General features: G+C 39.5%; 14 protein-coding genes. 7 read left to right on the plus strand and 7 right to left on the minus strand.

The genetic code is table 11. From position 1 onward, the window contains the following. The first annotated feature begins 245 nt into the window (after nt 1-245). On the plus strand, nt 246-1,514 hold the full coding sequence (locus NIES592_RS15735; RefSeq protein WP_062247004.1) for a hypothetical protein: 1,269 nt from the start codon (nt 246-248) through the stop codon (nt 1,512-1,514). Between the two features lie 393 nt (nt 1,515-1,907). Continuing rightward, a complete protein-coding gene (locus tag NIES592_RS15740; RefSeq protein WP_073556282.1) occupies nt 1,908-3,536 on the plus strand; it encodes an FAD-dependent thymidylate synthase in 1,629 nt (542 codons plus the stop codon). Nucleotides 3,537-3,641: 105 nt separating this feature from the next. On the opposite strand, the gene NIES592_RS15745 is transcribed toward NIES592_RS15740, so the two are convergent. Both NIES592_RS15745 and NIES592_RS15750 read right to left on the minus strand, forming a co-directional pair. Then, nucleotides 3,642-4,394 carry an alpha/beta fold hydrolase gene (locus NIES592_RS15745; RefSeq protein WP_009459156.1) on the minus strand — a complete coding sequence of 251 codons (753 nt, stop codon included), beginning with the start codon at nt 4,392-4,394 and terminating at the stop codon, nt 3,642-3,644. A 572-nt stretch (nt 4,395-4,966) separates the two neighbouring features. After that, nucleotides 4,967-5,206 carry a hypothetical protein gene (locus NIES592_RS15750; RefSeq protein ID WP_371915104.1) on the minus strand — a complete coding sequence of 80 codons (240 nt, stop codon included), beginning with the start codon at nt 5,204-5,206 and terminating at the stop codon, nt 4,967-4,969. 166 nt (nt 5,207-5,372) lie between these two features. Between NIES592_RS15750 and NIES592_RS15755 the strand changes: the two genes are divergently transcribed. Together NIES592_RS15755 and NIES592_RS15760 are read left to right on the plus strand one after the other, a co-directional pair. Continuing rightward, on the plus strand, nt 5,373-6,599 hold the full coding sequence (locus NIES592_RS15755; protein WP_073556238.1) for a damage-control phosphatase ARMT1 family protein: 1,227 nt from the start codon (nt 5,373-5,375) through the stop codon (nt 6,597-6,599). A gap of 288 nt (nt 6,600-6,887) precedes the next feature. Beyond that, entirely contained in the window at nt 6,888-8,225 is a 1,338-nt protein-coding gene (locus NIES592_RS15760; RefSeq protein WP_073556239.1) for an NAD(P)/FAD-dependent oxidoreductase, read from the plus strand. Nucleotides 8,226-8,484: 259 nt separating this feature from the next. Here the strand turns inward: NIES592_RS15760 and NIES592_RS15765 are convergent, their stop codons facing one another. Next, nucleotides 8,485-9,195 (minus strand): molybdopterin-dependent oxidoreductase, encoded by a 711-nt coding sequence (locus NIES592_RS15765; protein WP_073556240.1) that lies wholly within the window; start codon nt 9,193-9,195, stop codon nt 8,485-8,487. A gap of 129 nt (nt 9,196-9,324) precedes the next feature. Next, complete coding sequence (locus NIES592_RS15770; protein ID WP_073556241.1) at nt 9,325-9,924, minus strand: cytochrome b/b6 domain-containing protein; 600 nt, start codon at nt 9,922-9,924, stop codon at nt 9,325-9,327. A gap of 443 nt (nt 9,925-10,367) precedes the next feature. On the opposite strand from NIES592_RS15770, the gene NIES592_RS15775 reads away from it, so the two are divergent. After that, nucleotides 10,368-12,353 (plus strand): AAA-like domain-containing protein, encoded by a 1,986-nt coding sequence (locus NIES592_RS15775; RefSeq protein ID WP_062247013.1) that lies wholly within the window; start codon nt 10,368-10,370, stop codon nt 12,351-12,353. Here NIES592_RS15775 and NIES592_RS15780 read toward each other — a convergent pair. Beyond that, nucleotides 12,350-12,547 carry a hypothetical protein gene (locus NIES592_RS15780; RefSeq protein WP_062247015.1) on the minus strand — a complete coding sequence of 66 codons (198 nt, stop codon included), beginning with the start codon at nt 12,545-12,547 and terminating at the stop codon, nt 12,350-12,352. The two genes, NIES592_RS15775 and NIES592_RS15780, sit on opposite strands and share 4 nt — an antisense overlap. A gap of 143 nt (nt 12,548-12,690) precedes the next feature. Next, the gene (locus tag NIES592_RS15785; RefSeq protein ID WP_073556242.1) at nt 12,691-13,395 is read right to left on the minus strand and encodes an ROK family protein; all 705 of its coding nucleotides are present in this window, start codon (nt 13,393-13,395) and stop codon (nt 12,691-12,693) included. 427 nt (nt 13,396-13,822) lie between these two features. Here NIES592_RS15785 and NIES592_RS15790 point away from each other — a divergent pair, with 427 nt between their 5' ends. Further along, nucleotides 13,823-15,301: a CoA-acylating methylmalonate-semialdehyde dehydrogenase gene (locus tag NIES592_RS15790; RefSeq protein WP_073556243.1), complete on the plus strand. Its 1,479-nt coding sequence runs from the start codon at nt 13,823-13,825 to the stop codon at nt 15,299-15,301. 99 nt (nt 15,302-15,400) lie between these two features. Here the strand turns inward: NIES592_RS15790 and NIES592_RS15795 are convergent, their stop codons facing one another. After that, nucleotides 15,401-15,892 carry a hypothetical protein gene (locus tag NIES592_RS15795; protein WP_009459150.1) on the minus strand — a complete coding sequence of 164 codons (492 nt, stop codon included), beginning with the start codon at nt 15,890-15,892 and terminating at the stop codon, nt 15,401-15,403. 169 nt (nt 15,893-16,061) lie between these two features. Here NIES592_RS15795 and NIES592_RS15800 point away from each other — a divergent pair, with 169 nt between their 5' ends. Next, the gene (locus tag NIES592_RS15800; protein WP_062247021.1) at nt 16,062-17,939 is read left to right on the plus strand and encodes a serine/threonine-protein kinase; all 1,878 of its coding nucleotides are present in this window, start codon (nt 16,062-16,064) and stop codon (nt 17,937-17,939) included. The last annotated feature ends 2 nt before the right edge of the window (nt 17,940-17,941 follow it).

Raw genomic sequence — 17,941 nt, forward strand, 5'->3', positions numbered from 1 at the left:
CATTATTCCCTCATAGCGGATGGAGGGGCAATTCCCCTCAAACAGCCTCAAAAACTATCGTTTAGGATTTTATAGAGTATAATTTGATTTTTTAGGAGAAAATCATTGCAGATAAATTTAGAAACAGGTTCAACATGTCCAGTAGTTAAGTATTTTTATACACATAACTAATAAGTATTTATTTATCTACGATCCGTTTCAAGCTGTTTGGTTTATAGGCGAAACAGGAGATTAGGGATATTATTATGACACATAAAATCTCTTTAAGACAGCCCAGGAATATTATTAACGCGCTCGCAGGTTGTTTAACCTTCTTAGCTGCTGTAACAGCGGTCAAAAGCGAAAATCCTAATGCAAAAACACTTGCTTGGATAGTAGCTGTCAGCAGTGCTGCGATCGGCATAGTCAATGAAGCCAGTTCTCATTTCTATGAAGACAATGCCAACAATCAGATAGAAGCTTTTATTAAACCCAAAGATGAGAAAATTGCTGAATTAACCAAGGAAGTAGAGATCAAACTCGGAATTGAGAACCGATTACGGCTAGAGCAGTCAGTTAACAAAAAATTGTTAGATACAGTTGCCAATCTCAAGGCAGAGTTAGAAGTTTATCAAGGTAAAGCAGAAGAAGAAAAGTTATTTGCCGATGCTGTTATAGACAAATTTTTATTCAATATCAAAGAAATTTTAAATTCCCATATAGAACAGTGTATTGAAAAGTTGAAAAAATCAATAGATACCAAACTGAGGCAAATTAAGGATGAAAGAATTATCACTAGATTAAATAAATTTAAGAGCGATCTTGACGTGAAATCTATTCACTATAAAAACTTGATTACACAAATAGAACGCGATGAAAACCTTGGTTTCGTGAATGATACTATCGAAATTTATAGTCGAATTCACGAAGACTTAGCATCTTTGAAAGTTAAATTTATCAGAACATTGAATATTAGCGATCGCTTGAAACTTTACAATGCTGTCAATCAGGAACAAGCCAAAAGCGGGTTAGCTAACATAAGAAATCCAAAGCCTAGCTACGCCCAGGTCTTAGCAAAACTAGAAGAGTCGGAGCGAGTAGCCGCTAAGAATGAGCAATATATAAAAAACGTGATTGCAGAGTTAGAAAAGGCTATGGAGCGGCTAGCTCAGAAAGAAGAGGAAATTAAAGCTCTCAAACGTCCTCAGTATTGGTCTACACCGACTCGTGACGATCAATGGTTAGCAAACATTATTATTGGTTATTTTGAACAGTTAGGAATTATTCTAGACCGCGCTTACAATGATTACGAGCAATGGCAAGCAACTCTATATTTTCACATTGATAGAAATAGACGTTTAATCACAGCAAAAGACCTCAACGAACACTCGCAAAATATAGAACAGCTAGGCTATACACTCAACAGACCCGAATTCAAATTTGATAGTGAATCAGGATTGATGAGTGTTTGGGTACAAATAGCTAGTGATCCTGCTCAGAAAATCATTCCATTCATCAGAATTGCGAGGGATTGATACTCCTTTGGCTAAAATCTTACCGTGGCAGGAACGCGGATTCTCGGTAAGATTCGCATTGTTTACTTATTGAAAGAACTCACCTGCGCCAATGATAAGACCTCTTGCACAAATATTTGAAATACCCCCCTTAGTCCCCCCTTGTTAAGGCAGAAAACAATATATTCACTCCCTCCCCTCAGTAAGGGGAGGGTTGGGGTGGGGTTTTGAGGATTCATGCAAGAGGTTTATTGCATAGTTATTTGACTTCTAAGATGCGATCGCTCATCACCCCACAATCCCGATCTGTTTTAATACGGTCAAAGGTGATCTGGCACTGAACTCAATCGTTAATAATAGTGAAGTGTCCAACAGCGACTAATAGCTGACAGCACTAAACTAAGGTGGTAAATGATGCAAGAATTTTTGGAAGAGTCGCTCACTGAAGAGGAGAGCTTATTACTACAGCCTTTTATCACAAATTCGGATCGTGCTGTCTTTGGTTTGCGGAATTTACCTGAGGTTGTCAAGGGTGCATTGTTCTCCCGCTATAGCCGTAGTGATAAAAGTTTACGGCGTATTCTACTGGATGAGTTTATCAAAGCACCAGAAGCTAGTTTTACTCGCATTGTCGGTGGAGGATCTGACAATAGTGCTGATCAATTAGTGGCGATTCAACAAGCAGAGGCTTTTTACGATCGCGTGTTGATTGGTTATGGTGATGACTCAGTAGCAGAACTAGGAGGCGCACACATTGCTTGTGAAGGAATTAGTAATATTGCAGCAAAAGCTCTTGAAGACAGCCGTTTAGGAATTTCTCCATTAGAAAAGTCAACAAGATATGTTCCTTTTAATCGCAAAATCAACGGACGCTACCGCTACTATCGCGAACCGTCAATTATGGCATCAAGTCATGCACAGCGTTATGAGGCAACATTAGATCATTTATTCGACACTTACACCAATTTAATTGAGCCTTTGTTGAGTTGGGTACAAGAGCGTACCCCTAAAGATAGGACTACTTCCGAGCGAGCATATAACAATGCAACAAAAGCTAAAACTTTGGACTTGTTGCGTGGTTTACTACCAATGGCAACTCTAACTAATGTTGGATTGTTTGGTAACGGACGGGCATTTGAGTATTTGCTAGTCAAGCTTGCTGCTTCACCTCATCCAGAAGTGCGTATTCTTGGGGCTTCTATGCAACAAGAACTAGATCAAATCATACCTTCATTTGTCAAGCGCGCTAAAACTGAACGAGGCGCTCAATATTCCCGTTACATATCAACAAATTGGAACCGTACAAAATATTTGGTACAACAACATTTAGGGCAAATTCAGCCAGCAGCAAGCTCAACTGTGCAGTTAGTCGAGTACGATCCAGATGCTGAGGTCAAGATTGTTGCAGCCATCCTTTATCCTCACACTGATTTGACATGGGAGCAAATTCAAGAATATGTTATTGGTTTATCTACCCAAGAGCGAGTAGAAATTATCAACACCTATGTAGGCGATCGCGAGTCGCGATTTCATCGACCGGGACGTGCTTTTGAGCAGACCTACTACACATTTGATGTACTAGCTGATATTGGTGCGTACCGTGATCTACATCGACATCGTGTTCTCACCCAAGAACGTCAACACTACTGTGTTCGTCATGGGTACGTAATACCAACAGAACTGGAAGAAGCAAACCTTGCCCAAACCTATCGCAAAGCTTTGGAATACGCAGCCGAAACAACCGAGTTGATTAGTCAAGACTTACCAGACGCAGCACAATATGTTGTACCTTTCGCCTATCGAGTGCGCTGGCGAATTAAGTTGAATCTCCGGGAAGTTTATCATCTTGTGGAATTACGAAGTTCGCGACAAGGACATCCTTCCTACCGTACAGTTGCCCAAGAAATATATCAGCAAATAAATGCTGTTCACCCAACATTGGTAGCTAATATGCATTTTGTAGACCTCAATGACTATGCTTTGGAACGATTAGCAGCAGAGCAAAGAATTGATACAAAATTGCAGCAATTAAATCAAAACTAAGCTTCAAGTAGCTAAGTGGATTGGGGGTGGAGTGTGAGGAGAATAAGATAGTAACTAATTCCCCTTTTTTCCCTTGTTCTTGTTGTCTTCCTTTTCCTGTTGTCCCTATTCCACCGATAGGCTCAGTTCGGAATTTTGAGTAGTTTCTGAATTCTGGGTGAAGCGTTGCCAAAAACTCAACATTTGCTCGCCTACCTGTTGCGGATAGAAGTAGTGAAAGAAATGATATCCTTTAGGACATTCCCAGAGTATATCTTCTGGCTTCAACCAGTTCTGCCAGTCTTGCAACTCTGGTGGGCTGACAACTGGATCATTGTTGCTACCACATACGAACATTGGCATAGAAACCCCACCCTTGGGTAAGTGAATCAATCGAAACAGAGAATGGGGTGTGGGAGATTCGTCTAAATCTCTGATCAGAGCAGTCAGTAGCTTTTTGGTATTTGCTGGAGATTGATTGCCAAACAGAGTCCGCACACTGTTTACTAAAACTTGTTCACGACTGAGAGGAAACAAGAGGCGTTGTTGATAATAGTGTGCTTGCCAGGTGTTTGCGCTTTGAGATGCAACAGCCAACAACGATAGCGATCGCACTTTTTGCGGATAGCGACGGGCAAATAATAAAGCGATCGCCCCACTCATACCATGACCAGCCAAATGCACTGGGCGATCATGCGATTTTAAAAAATCGTACAGCAGTGCTACTGCTGCATCTAGGGAACAAGCTTCGTCTTTAGTTTGAAAGTATTCCCATCGTGCCACCACAACATACTTAGATAGGTATTGAAGTAATGGTTTGTCTAAACCCTTCAAACTTGGACTAGCATTTAACCAAAGAACATTACAGAACTCAGACATAAATACCTATTTAGATTTCATCTTAAGAGTTTTGAATTTTGATTTTTTAGTAATACAAATGCGTATTTAAAAAATTTTGGTTGACCAATTTAATTAGGAGTTATGAATTCATTATCAAGATTTTTGTGTATTCTTTCCTGAAATTGAAGTAAAAATATAAAGAAAATATATTTTTATCCTCAACTCTTCGATTGAATTAGATAAGCTCATAATTCTATCTTCGCAATGATTAATCATGAATTAAATTTATATATCTAAATAAATCAACTCATAATTCTGTGTTTAATATTATTCTAAGTCTTAAATTCTGAATTCTGGTTTTCTTACTCAAAATTTAAACTTTTGTACAAATAAAAGTTTCATATTTTGAGACGAATTTAGCTATAAAACACATTTATAAGCAAAAATATTTATATAATTTATTTAATCACGCTTTTACTCGTTATGGCGTGGATTAACTTTCATTATCTTTATTTATTGGTAGTGCAATAGCCTCACTATTTCTCTGTAAAGTTCATCAAGATTCCAAGTTGGACAACCAATGGTTAAATAACCATACCCGTTCAAAACACTCATATAGGAATCCGATTTGATTCATGAACAACTCGTGAGGGTAGGGAATAGGTACTCTTACAACCGATCCTTTGAGCAGTTAAAGCCAATTGCAAATAGGCGATCGCTAAATCACATTTTGCACCTATTTTCTCTAAAATACGAATAACTTCTGAGTGATTAGCAAGAGCTAATTCATATTCTGTTTGCTGTCGATGGATTTTTGCTAAACCATTGAGCATTTTAGCTTTAACTTGCATTTAATGGCTTTCTTCAAAACAATTCGGGAATGGGGAGGCGGGGTGATGGGGAGTAGTAAACAACCACTAACTACTAACTAATTTACAGACCTGCCATGGCACGTCTGGTACAACCACTAACAACTAACAACTATAATACTTTATCAGAAAGAGAAATTTTTTAGTGATGAAATTGCAAATTCCCAAGTTACCACTGCCAGCATCACTCATAGGCTCAGAGGTCGGCACCTTTACTGAGTTTACAGTAACTCAAAGGATGCCTGATATTGCTCGTCGAGTCATCGCGGAAAACAATTTTTCACTCAATATTAATGAAAGTTTAGAAAACTTAGCTAATCAGCTGCCATCAGGATATTTATTACCTTTTGAAGATGATTCTGGAGTTGATGTCGGAGACTGGAAAAAATATTTAGAACCCTACAAAGAACAGCGTTGGATAGATATTCCTTGGTTTTTTGCTGAAACTTATTTTTACAGATTAATTCTCAATATTACCAATTATTTTCAATCTAGTGAATGGCAAGGTGTAGATCCGTTCCATTTACAGAAATCTCAAGGTTTAAAAACATCCCTAGATGCGATAAATACTCTGTGCTATCAAGTAACCCAATGGTTGCAAGAGAGTGAAAAATCAGGAAAAACTAATCAAGGTGTTCTGACTACACTATTATATTTCGCACTTTGGGGCAATCGAGTAGACTTGAGTTTATGGTCAGCATTTGAGAGCGATCGCAGTAATTTTGATATTGAAAATCAAAAAGCTCATATATTAGTAGATGATGCTGGTCTAGTTACAGAATTATTAGTTACTAGTGCGTGTCAACGTGTTGATTTTGTAGTTGATAATGCTGGCTTTGAGTTAATTTGTGATTTATGTTTAGTAGATTTTTTATTAGGTAGTGGTGTCATTGACCAAATCAAGCTGCACTTAAAACCTCACCCTACTTTTGTATCTGACGCCATGATTAAAGATGTGTATGATACAGTCGAGTTTTTAGCAGCATCTAGCCATCAACAAGTAACAAATTTTGCACAAAGGTTACAAGCTTATATTGCATCCGGGAAGTTAATTCTGGGTGACGATTATTTTTGGACATCGCCTCTAGCTTTTTGGGAAATACCCGAATCACTCAAACAAGAGTTAGCTGATGCTGATTTATTGCTAATTAAAGGTGATGCCAATTATCGTAGATTATTGGGAGATAGGCACTGGGATTTTACAACCAATATTGCAGATATTGTGTGTTATTTACCAGTGCCAATTGTGGCTTTACGTACCCTCAAATCAGAAGTAGCAGCAGGTTTACAACCAGAAGTAATTGAAAAAGTATCAAAATCTGATTCTGATTGGTTGACAAATGGACAGTGGGGTGTGGTGCAGTTTATAGAGTAATCAATTAGATTTTTTGGTGTCTTGAAACCTAATTTACGAATCAGAGAATCTCTTCCCTGATCCCCAATCTCTATTTAAAGCTATTTTCAGCTTACTACCTGTCCCTTTCCCTATGCCGAACTCAGGTTAGCTATCTCAATCTAAAGGTAGTTTTGACTACTTTAAACTTGTATAATTAGTTACTTTTACAAAAATTAATATGTAATTAAAAAACAGAATCAAGTGAACAAATTTATAAAAATTTGTTAAGAATAGTGGCAGTACTATCAACCAAAGTAAGTAAATCTTATGGCGAACACAACAGAGACCCAACCACCCCACCAGGTAGTGATTATTGGCGGCGGTTTTGGCGGACTTTATGCCGCAAAATCACTGAATAATGACAATGTTAATGTTACCCTCATCGATAGACGCAATTTTCACCTGTTTCAACCACTTTTGTATCAAGTTGCAACAGGTGCGATATCACCTGCTGATATTTCCTCACCACTGCGTTCAGTGCTAAACAAGAGTAAAAATACAAAAGTGCTATTGGGAGAAGTGAATGATATCGATCCCCAAGGGCAAAAAGTTTTGATGGGTGATGAAACCATACCCTACGATACATTAATTGTGGCTACAGGTGCGAAACATTCCTATTTTGGTAAGGATGAATGGGAATCATTTGCCCCTGGTTTAAAAACAGTAGAAGATGCAATAGAAATGCGTCATCGTATATTTATGGCGTTTGAAGCTGCGGAAAAAGAAACCGATCCGCAACTACGCCGTGCTTGGTTAACATTTGTCATTGTCGGTGGTGGTCCTACAGGCGTGGAATTGGCAGGTGCGATCGCAGAATTAGCCTATCACACAATGAAAGAAGACTTCCGCAACATCGACACCACCGAAGCCCAAGTTATTTTACTTGAAGGTTTAGATCGCATATTGCCACCATTTGCCCCAGAATTATCAGTACAAGCAGAAACATCCCTCCAGAAATTGGGTGTAACAGTACAGACAAAAACCTTAGTGACGAACATCGAAAATGATTTTGTCACCATTAAACAAGGTGAACAAGTATCGCAAATTGCTGCCAAAACAGTATTATGGGCAGCAGGAGTCAAAGCTTCACCACTCGGTCAAGTCTTAGCGCAAAGAACAGGAATAGAATGCGATCGCGCTGGACGAGTTATAGTTGAACCAGATTTGAGTATTAAAGGCTATCCAAATATTTTTGTAATTGGTGACTTAGCTCATTTTGCTCATCAAAACAGTAAACCCTTACCTGGCGTCGCACCCGTAGCAATGCAACAAGGAGAATACGTCGCTTCACTCATCAAACAAAAACTTCAAGGTCAAACATCATTGTCACGATTTTATTATGTTGACAGAGGCAGCTTAGCAGTAATCGGGCAAAACTCAGCCGTTGTAGATTTAGGATTTATCAAATTTACAGGATTTGTAGCTTGGCTATTTTGGTTATTAGTTCATATTTACTTCTTAATTGAATTTGACAACAAACTGATAGTAATGATTCAGTGGGGTTGGAACTACTTCACTCGTAACCGTGGCGCAAGATTGATAACAGGAAAAGAACCCTTAGATAAGTACACACCAGAAAAAACAAGAGAGATGGTGAATGTCTAATATTTAGTGGTTGTAGAGACTTGCCATGGCACGTTTCTACATTTGTTAGTAGTTGGTTGTTGGTTATTTCCAATAACCAATACCCACTCCTAAAACTGTCTTCCTATTTTTTTTAGAATGAAACTTTCAAACTAAAAACTCAACAATAAGTGTTTTTAAATGCAGAGGATACCTGAGAAAAGCAGAGTTTTTACACATTATAATTGACTACAGTTTTATACTCGTTAGTTGGGGATTTAGGTCTATTAATTTTAAGTTTTTAAAGTCCAGCAAACCATTCATAACCTTGATCTTCCCAATAGCCTTTTAAGGGAAATAAATTACTAACTAGAGTAATTTTAGTGATCCATTTACTTTGCTTGTAACCAAGTTTAATAGGTGAAGCTAAACGCAAGGGCGCACCATTCTCTTTTGGTAGAGTTTCACCATTTTTTTGGTACGCTAATAATGTTTGGGGATGCAATGCGGAAGCAATATCCCAACTAGAATAATAGCCATCTGCTGATTGAAAGTAGACATATTTGACATTATTTTGGGGTTGGACAAGGGCTACAATTTCTTGCAGACGTACACCACCCCATTGCACGATCGCCGCCCAACCCTCTACGCACACATGACGAATAATCATCTCAGTCATAGGCAAAGCCTGAATCTCGGCTATGCTCAGGCTAAGGGGATTATTTACCTCACCATCGACAACCAAACGATACTTACTTGGATCAATAACGGGAGTACCTCTAAAGCTATTAATGATCAAAGCTTCTGGTTGAATTTGACTCTTAGAGAATTCTGGTACAGGCTGGTGTGATTTAAATAATAAAGTTTCTACTTTCTGGTTTAACGGTTCAGAAACTTCACCAACAACATCTTCTAATATTGGCACACCACAGCCACTAAGAAGAAAACTGATACCAGATAGTCCAGAAATTTGTAACAACTGACGACGTGATAATTTATGAATTAAAGGCATAATTTATTGATTGTTGATTGTTGATTGTTGGTTGTTAATAGGTAGAGACGCGATTAATCGTGTCTGTACAATAGTGGTTAGTGGTTGGTTTTTCTTCCTTGTCCCCCGTGTCCCCCACCTCCCACTGCGTCACCAAAACATTGAATCTGTTAACTCCGAACCACCTGCTTTTTTTCCCAACCACCCATGAACAATCACGAAAATAATCACGAGTGGTACTGAAGAAAAGTGCATAATTCTCAATCCTTGCCAACTACCAAACATATCAACAATCCAAGGAAATTGAGCAGGTTTATACATACCTATACCTGTAAATATAGCTAAAAGCAGAATAGGAATTATACTTGTATAAACTATGCGATGCCAAGCATAAATAAGGCGTTTAGAATTTTGGGTTTTTTGTAATGCTTTGATGTCATTAGCACCTACAAATCGGTGTCGCCAACGACGGGTGATGAAAACATAAAATCCATACCACAAAAGGTTAATTGAAAATAACCACATCGCTGCAAAATGCCAATGTCTCCCTCCTGCTAGCCAACCACCCAAAGTAAATATCGGTGGAATATGCAAACCTGAACGTCCACCGAAAACAGGGTTAGCATTGTAAATTTGCAGTCCGCTAGTGAGCATAATAAATAGGCTAATGATATTAACCCAATGGAAAATCTTGGCTCCCGTTGCTTGAGTTGGTAACTTTCGATGCTTAGGAGTAACACTTAAAGTCATAAATATTCAGTAATGATGCAGCAAGGAACAAAAAAGAAAGAAAAATAGACTTTTGATAAAGTAACTAAGAGTGCGAAGTGGGTAATGGTTCAAGAATCAAGAGACTTTTAACCGTTCTTCGATACTATTTATCCTTTTTTGTCAGTTTAATTTTTATGCATGTTTGTATATATAGTTTATGACTAGCTAGCTGGAAAAAGCAGAGTCAGAAAAGGCAGGAGTATAAAAAATTTCTTAATTAGCCTGTATACCTTAATTTCATGAGTTATTTTCAAAACATTATTGCTATCTTTGCTGGTAAGAGATTTTTCAATTTGCATAGCTGCTGGTACGATGATAAAAATATCCTCTTGTTTCTAGTAAATTGTAAAATGTTTTAGCACTCCGATAAATATAAAGAAATAATTTTAAGCAAATTTATATACAGTAAGAGTCGATGGCTGATGACTATAGATGAAGTAATACTTCTACTAAAAGCAACCTTGCCCAATGCATTGACACCACTCCAAGAATTAGTATTACGTTCTTCTTGGGAAGAAAAAACTTACACTAACATAGCGTTAGAAGCACACTACGGAGAAGAACGAGTTAGGAAAGTTGCCTCTCATTTATGGCAATTAATGAGTGATTTTTGGAAAGAACCAATTAACAAATCAAACTTTCGCCAAACTCTGGAGCCACGTCAACTCAGTAGAATGCAGCACCAGTTTATTAGAGAATACAATCGTGCTGCTACAGCAATATCCTTAGAATTTCCCACAGGACCAGTATCTCTCGATTCTAGATTTTACATTCCTCGCCCACCAATTGAGGAATTAGCGTACACAGAAATTGCTGAGCCAGGAAGTGTTATCTGCATCAAAGCCCCTAAAAAAATGGGTAAAAGCTCCCTCGTTTTAAGGATTTTGGCTCATGCAACCAATCTTGGCTATAAAATTGTGAGCCTGGACTTTCAACAATCAGATAAAGCAGTATTTGTCAACCTTGATAAATTTTTGCGCTGGTTTTGTGCCAATCTGAGTAGAGAGTTACAGCTAGAACCGAAACTCAATGAGTTTTGGGATGAAGATATGGGTAGTAAAATTAGCTGTTCTTCGTATGTCCAGACATACTTACTACAGTCAATCAAAACTCCCCTAGTTTTGGTATTGAATCAAGTAGATTGGGTGTTTGAGTATCCAGATATTGCCTCAGAATTTTTACCATTATTGCGTTCTTGGTATGAACAGGCAAAACGAGTAGAGATTTGGCAAAAACTCCGCATGGTAATGGTTTACTCTACAGAAATTTTTTTGCCTTTCAAGGTGACTCAATCTCCATTTAATATTGGTTTACCATTGCGGTTACCACCGTTTACAAAAGAGCAAGTGCAGAATTTAGCCCAGTGTCACGGACTAGAGTGGACAGATAACTCTGATGCTGACAAATTAATGGCAATGGTGGGGGGACATCCTTACCTAGTTAGGTTGGCATTGTATCATCTGGTTGGTAAGGGGGGCTTAGAAAACGATTTAGGACAGATATTACAACAAGCACCCACAGACACAGGAATTTATAGAGACTATTTGCATCAGTACATGCTCATGCTGCAACAGGAAACACAACTGGCAAATGCGTTTCGGGAAGTAGTTACAGTTACAGAGCCTGTCAAAATAGAACCGAGGCTGGCATATCAATTACATAGTATGGGGCTTGTGAAATTGGAGGGCGATCGCGTTAGTGTAGCATGTGAATTATTTCGCCTATATTTTCGAGAAAAACTCAATACAAGTAATAGTGACAGTAATTGGCGCGTGGCAGAATTGGAAAAAGAAAACCAAAAATTACGTATTCTTTATAGTATAGATGAATTAACCCAGTTAGCTAATCGCCGTTATTTTCATACATATTTGCAACTTGAATGGCAACGCTCGAAGCGTGAACTTACTCCCCTATCAATGATTTTATGTGATATAGATTATTTCAAAATTTACAATAAAACCTACGGAAATAACGCTGGGGATATTTGTTTGCAGCAAATTGCTCGCACTATCCACGAGAGTATTAAGCATTTTTTGGTAAATAATCATCTCTCCTATGTCAGCACAGCTTTAGGTGCAGAAAATTCTCGCAATCCGAATATAGGTAGCGAAAATAACTCATTATTAGTGGCTCGTTATGGAGGAGAAGAATTTGCGATTTTGCTGGATGTGGATGCAGTTACTGCTGTATACATTGCAGAAAAGATTCGCGAACAAATCAAAGCTTTAGCTATCACCTGTGAATATCCTGGTATTGGTGGTTTGCCAGCTAACGTTTTAACCGTGAGTTTAGGTGTTGCTAGCATGATTCCTGAAGGGAAAAGCGAACCTGAGATTTTAGTTAATACAGCCGAAAAAGCACTTTACCAAGCCAAAAGAAAGGGACGCGATCGCGTTATTCTCGGTTAATCAATTACCCGAAATTCATGACAAGTCAACGACACCAAAATATTTTCATCATCTACTTTAATCAGCCAGCGATCGCTTGGTTTATCATCAGAAAGTTGTTCAGGACAAAAAACAACTCCCATTTTGCCAGCCACATAGGCTGGTTCGAGAATTAATACTCTGGCTCCTACTTGAACATTCTCTGAGTTATGCAATAGCCCTGTTAGTTATGTAAGTAAAATCCGATGTTAATCATAACCTAAAATTAACCTTTTCTTAATCGAAAAGATCTGCTTTTTCTGTTTTTCCGGCATCACAACGTTTGTTGACTATATATCAACAACAGACTGATCAGCAATTAATCGCGCCACAAAGCAATTCCACCCAATAAACCAGTAATATTGGGAATAATTTTTACATTTGTCGGCAACTGAATTTTGATCCTCGTTGCTTCACCGCCACCGATATACAGATAATCATAATTAAATAGATGTTGCAGAGTTGCGATCGCCTTGAGTAAACGCCTGTTCCATTTGTCATTGCCGACTTTTTCTAATGCTACTCTTCCTAGCTGTTGTTCGTAAGTTTCGCCTTTGCGGAAAGGATGATGTCCCATTTCCAAATTTGGCACTAATCTTCCATCCACAAATAAAGCTGAACCAAACCAAGTCCCCAAAGTAATCACCATCTCTACACCCTTACCTTGGATTGCTCCCAAGCCCTGCATATCGGCGTCGTTAACAACTCGTACAGGTTTACCCAAGCGTTGTGATAACACACCTGCCAAATCAAAGCCAATCCAATCTGCGTCTAAATTTACAGCTGTTTGGGTGACACCATTGCGTACCACACCAGGAAAACCCACCGAAACCCGATCAAATTCACCTTGAGTCGAAGCTAAAGTTGCGATCGCACTAATTACAGATAATGGTTTGGCAGGTTGGGGTGTTTCCAAACGTGACCTTTGGGTTAAAGGATTGCCTGTAATATCTAAAACAATGACTTTGACACCACTACCACCAATATCAACTGATAGAGTCCGGATTTGCTGTGTGTTTTCCATTATGATTCATCCTGCTTAGTTCCTATATTGACTGGTGATAATTGTCACTAATATAGGTAAAAATTTCGTTAAGATCTCGTTATTTTCCTCTGTTACCAAAAAGGTAGCTACGTACACCAGAACATATGAAAACTCTTTGTGTCTTGGTGTCTTGGTGGTTCAAGATTTTTTACCACCAAGACCCAAAGTCACCAAGTATTTTCATCCTAGATCCTCATGGGCAATTGCTCACAAGGAGGGATGAAGAAGTGAACGTAGACGCGTAGCGGCTTCCGTAAGGTACACCGATTAACACCGATTAACACCGATGGATTATGGGTTTGCTGTTATGTTAGTGAGAAATATCTCATTACAAACAAGGGAGTTTTGGAAAGACTAAGATATTCATACTCTTGAATTTTTATTTTGGGAATAAAATATCTGGCTAATGACAACAACTATCACATTACCTAATTACATCAACGGTGAATGGTGTGCATCTAATGCTACAGAGTTTCTCGATGTGATTAACCCGGCGACGACAGAAGTATTGGCGAAAGTCCCCCTATCAACTGCATCGGAGGTCAATCAAGCAACGGAAGTCGCCGCCGCAGCTTTTGTCACATGGCGGCGAACTCCACCTACGGAACGGGTACAGTATTTATTTAAACTCAAGAATTTATTAGAAGAAAACTTTGAAGATTTAGCCCGTACTATAACTCAAGAATGTGGAAAGACTTTGGCTGAGTCGAAGGGTGAAATGCGCCGCGCCATTGAAAATGTCGAAGTCGCTTGCGGTATTCCGATGATGATGCAGGGGACAAACCTGGAGGATATCGCCCGGGGAATTGATGAGATGATGATTCGTCAACCACTGGGAGTCTGTGCGGTGATTGGGCCGTTCAATTTTCCGGGGATGATTCCATTTTGGTTTATGCCCTATGCGATCGCTTGCGGGAATACTTATATTGTTAAGCCTTCGGAAAAAGTGCCCTTGACGATGCAAAAAATTTTCCAGTTGTTAGATGAAATTGGCTTACCTAAGGGTGTGATCAATCTGGTGAATGGGGCGAAACAAGCTGTAGATGCTATTTTGGATCATCCCCAAATTCGGGCAATTAGTTTTGTTGGTTCTACGCCTGTAGCTAAGTATATTTATAGTCGGGCAGCAGCAAACGGCAAGCGTGTCCAATGCCAAGGTGGTGCGAAAAATCCGATAATTGTTTTGCCTGATGCAGATATGGAAATGACCAGACGCATTGCGGCTGATAGTGCTTTTGGTTGTGCAGGACAACGTTGTTTGGCAGCATCGATCGCTATAACGGTAGGGGAAGCACGACACACTTTTACAGAAGCGATCGCGGAAACTGCTAAAAAGCGGGTGGTAGGTAATGGTTTGGAACAGGGTGTGGAGATGGGGCCAGTGATTTCTACCCAAAGTAAAGAACGAATTGAAGGGTTAATTCAAAAAGGCGCAGACAGTGGTGCGACGTTGCTAGTAGATGGACGCCAACCAAATATTTTGGGGTATGAGAAGGGGTATTTTGTCCGTCCGACAATTTTGCAAAACGTCGATCCGGCTAGTGAAGTTGCCAAAACCGAAATTTTTGGCCCAGTACTGAGTTTAATCCATGTGAATACTATTGATGAAGCGATCGCTCTCGTCAACAGCGGTCAGTATGGTAACATGGCTTGTTTGTTTACCAGCAGTGGCGCAGCCGCACGAAAGTTTCGTTATGAAGCGGAGGCTGGTAATATCGGTATCAACATCGGAGTAGCCGCACCGATGGCATTTTTCCCTTTTAGTGGTTGGAAAGACAGTTTTTTTGGTGATTTACACGGTCAAGGTAATCACGCAGTTGAGTTTTTTACGCAAACTAAAGTCGTGGTGGAACGCTGGCCGAGTGAATGGTCACGTCAGTTTTAGTGGGGTGTGAGGGGTGTGTAGACGCGTAGCGGCTTCCTGTAAGGGTGGGGTGTGGGGAGAATAAATAGTAACTAATTATTACCTGTTACCTCTTACCCCTTAATTTTCGGGTAAAGAAGCAAACACCTGTTCAACTAACTGCTTGGCTTTGTTATCTAAACGTTGCCAATCCACATCACCCATCTCATCAATTAAACTAGTATCAATCTCAACTACATCATTGTTGGGCAGATTGTAATCAAGGAAACAAACTTGGTAACATAATTCCCATAAATCTACGCTAACTTCTTGCTCTTGACGCTGCAAACACAAATGATATCCTGGATGGGGAATTGGCAGATGAGCTAGTGTTTCCCTGATTTCCACAGCTTTGTCTGGCGTTGCAGCTTCTAGTTCTTGCAGAAGCTTCGTAACCACTGCTTTTGTGTCTTCTGTGGTTTCTGGGGGCCAAATCAGTACATCCTGGTAAGTTCCTTTCCAATCAGATAGATCAAGCAGCTTGCGAATGTTATCAACAACGCGAATGAAAGCAGGTTGCATGAGGAGTTCAGCCTGCTGCCAGGCGACTGAGTTGGTTATTTTAGGCGGCATGGGTATTAAAAAATGTTATTGAAAAATAAATTAACAATGGGTATCTATTCAAAAACAGTTTTTTACGTGCAAATCTTTTCTCAAGATAGCGGATTTTATCGATGAAAAGTTGGAGATATTTATTACCATTCAGCAAAACTGGGTGTTAGCACTGGGGAGGAAAGGGAATATGATTGGCAAGTTACTAGACCATCGATACCAAGTTATCCGCGTTTTGGCAACAGGGGGATTTGGAGAAACCTACATTGCCGAAGATACAAAGCGTCCGGGTAATCCTGTTTGCGTGGTTAAGCATCTCAAGCCACTCAGCACCGATCCTTCATTATTTGACACTGCCAAGCGACTGTTTCACAGTGAAGCCGAAACCTTAGAAAAACTGGGCAATCATGACCAAATACCCAGGCTGTTGGCTTATTTTGACGAGAATCAAGAATTTTATTTGGTACAAGAATTTATTGAAGGACATCCTCTAAATGATGAATTAGTTCCTGATGAAACTTGGACTGAAGGCGAAGTTATTGATTTATTAATAGAAGTTCTCAGTATCCTGGAATTTGTTCACAGCCAAGGGGTAATTCACCGCGATATCAAGCCAGACAACATCATACGTCGTGCCTCTGACAATAAATTAGTTTTAGTAGACTTTGGCGCTGTCAAAAAGTTACGTTCTGCTTCCGAATATGCCCCAGCATTCGGTGGTGGGGGCTTCTCAGCCACAGTGGCGATCGGCACTCCTGGTTACATGCCTACAGAACAAGGGCAAGGTAAACCCCGTCCTAACAGTGATATTTATGCTTTGGGTATTATTGCTATTCAAGCGCTGACGGGAGTAGCACCAATAGATTTACAAGAGGATACTCATACAGGCGAAATTCTTTGGCAGGATTTAGTACCTGTCAACCAAAATTTCGCAGCAGTGTTAAACAAGATGGTACGCTATCATTTTAAAGATCGCTACCAAACCGCCACAGAAGCACTGCAAGCATTGCATTCCCTTGGTATGCATTCTCAGCCTGTAGCCAACCCCAGAAATTCTAGCTACCAACTGATCAAATCTCCATCGGTTCAGTCTCAGCAAAAAACTCTCGCTGTTGCACCTGTAAATCATGCAGTTTTAAAAAAACCAGCAGCCCCCCAGCATACGGCTATTCCCAGAGGTTCTCATAGCCCTGATTTACTACAGCTGTGTATTCTGGTGGTTTTAGCAGGTAGTGCGGCGGCTGTCGCCCCAGCTGTAGTCAAAAATGTCCAAAATTTCACTACTAGTTTTTCTGGGAGTAATGACGCTAGTGCAAATAACTGCTTTGTTGAGATTGGGGCTAACAAAGCCAATCTCCGTTATCAACCCAGTGCGATCGCTAATGGTAATATCCTAGAAACTGTTAGCAGTGGCAAGAAGTTAGAAGTCACCGGCAAGCGGACAAAACGCGGTTGGGTAGAAGTAAAAATCGACCCCAAAAATTCCGCTTGGATATATGGGGATGTTATTAAGAATAAAGAAGAATGGGTTGCTTGTTTGCGAGACAGAGGTCTAACAGTCAAAACAGTAGATGATAATACTGTAATTGCTAGTCGTCCGCTTCCCAGATCAAAACCTGTTGTTGATGTACAAACTTCACCAGCAGAAATATCAGAACCTTCATCATCACCATCACCCAAATTAGATTCAGAGAAAACACAAAATAAAACTTCTCATCAAAGTGCTGCCGAACTTTTACAAGCAGCAAAACAGGAGTATGAAGCCGGAGATTTAGACAGGGCGATCGCACTTGTGAAATCTATACCTTTAAATGCGTCTGATTTTAAAGAAACAGCAGAAATGATTACCCAATGGCAGCAAGATTGGAAAAAATCAGAAGCTTTATTCAATGATATAAATAAGGCACTGGATAATGGGCAATGGGATAAAGTTTTGGCTTACAAAGATCAGCCAGAAAAATTACCTAATATTGAATATTGGCGCAATAAAATTGAACCATTATTTAAACAAGCTGCCGATAATCGGGCTAAAGAAAAAACTACCAATCCTACAGCTACTCCACGGTAAAA

It is taken from the genome of Fischerella major NIES-592 (genome assembly GCF_001904645.1).
Classification (GTDB): domain Bacteria; phylum Cyanobacteriota; class Cyanobacteriia; order Cyanobacteriales; family Nostocaceae; genus Fischerella; species Fischerella thermalis.

What these genes read in the sequence shown, in the direction of transcription:
- NIES592_RS15755 (WP_073556238.1), top strand. Translation starts at nt 5,373, where the DNA reads ATGAAATTGCAAATTCCCAAGTTACCACTGCCAGCATCACTCATAGGC.
- NIES592_RS15795 (WP_009459150.1), bottom strand. Translation starts at nt 15,892, where the DNA reads ATGCCGCCTAAAATAACCAACTCAGTCGCCTGGCAGCAGGCTGAACTC.
- NIES592_RS15790 (WP_073556243.1), top strand. Translation starts at nt 13,823, where the DNA reads ATGACAACAACTATCACATTACCTAATTACATCAACGGTGAATGGTGT.
- NIES592_RS15770 (WP_073556241.1), bottom strand. Translation starts at nt 9,924, where the DNA reads ATGACTTTAAGTGTTACTCCTAAGCATCGAAAGTTACCAACTCAAGCA.
- NIES592_RS15750 (WP_371915104.1), bottom strand. Translation starts at nt 5,206, where the DNA reads ATGCAAGTTAAAGCTAAAATGCTCAATGGTTTAGCAAAAATCCATCGA.
- NIES592_RS15760 (WP_073556239.1), top strand. Translation starts at nt 6,888, where the DNA reads ATGGCGAACACAACAGAGACCCAACCACCCCACCAGGTAGTGATTATT.
- NIES592_RS15775 (WP_062247013.1), top strand. Translation starts at nt 10,368, where the DNA reads ATGACTATAGATGAAGTAATACTTCTACTAAAAGCAACCTTGCCCAAT.
- NIES592_RS15765 (WP_073556240.1), bottom strand. Translation starts at nt 9,195, where the DNA reads ATGCCTTTAATTCATAAATTATCACGTCGTCAGTTGTTACAAATTTCT.
- NIES592_RS15740 (WP_073556282.1), top strand. Translation starts at nt 1,908, where the DNA reads ATGCAAGAATTTTTGGAAGAGTCGCTCACTGAAGAGGAGAGCTTATTA.
- NIES592_RS15745 (WP_009459156.1), bottom strand. Translation starts at nt 4,394, where the DNA reads ATGTCTGAGTTCTGTAATGTTCTTTGGTTAAATGCTAGTCCAAGTTTG.
- NIES592_RS15800 (WP_062247021.1), top strand. Translation starts at nt 16,062, where the DNA reads ATGATTGGCAAGTTACTAGACCATCGATACCAAGTTATCCGCGTTTTG.
- NIES592_RS15785 (WP_073556242.1), bottom strand. Translation starts at nt 13,395, where the DNA reads ATGGAAAACACACAGCAAATCCGGACTCTATCAGTTGATATTGGTGGT.
- NIES592_RS15735 (WP_062247004.1), top strand. Translation starts at nt 246, where the DNA reads ATGACACATAAAATCTCTTTAAGACAGCCCAGGAATATTATTAACGCG.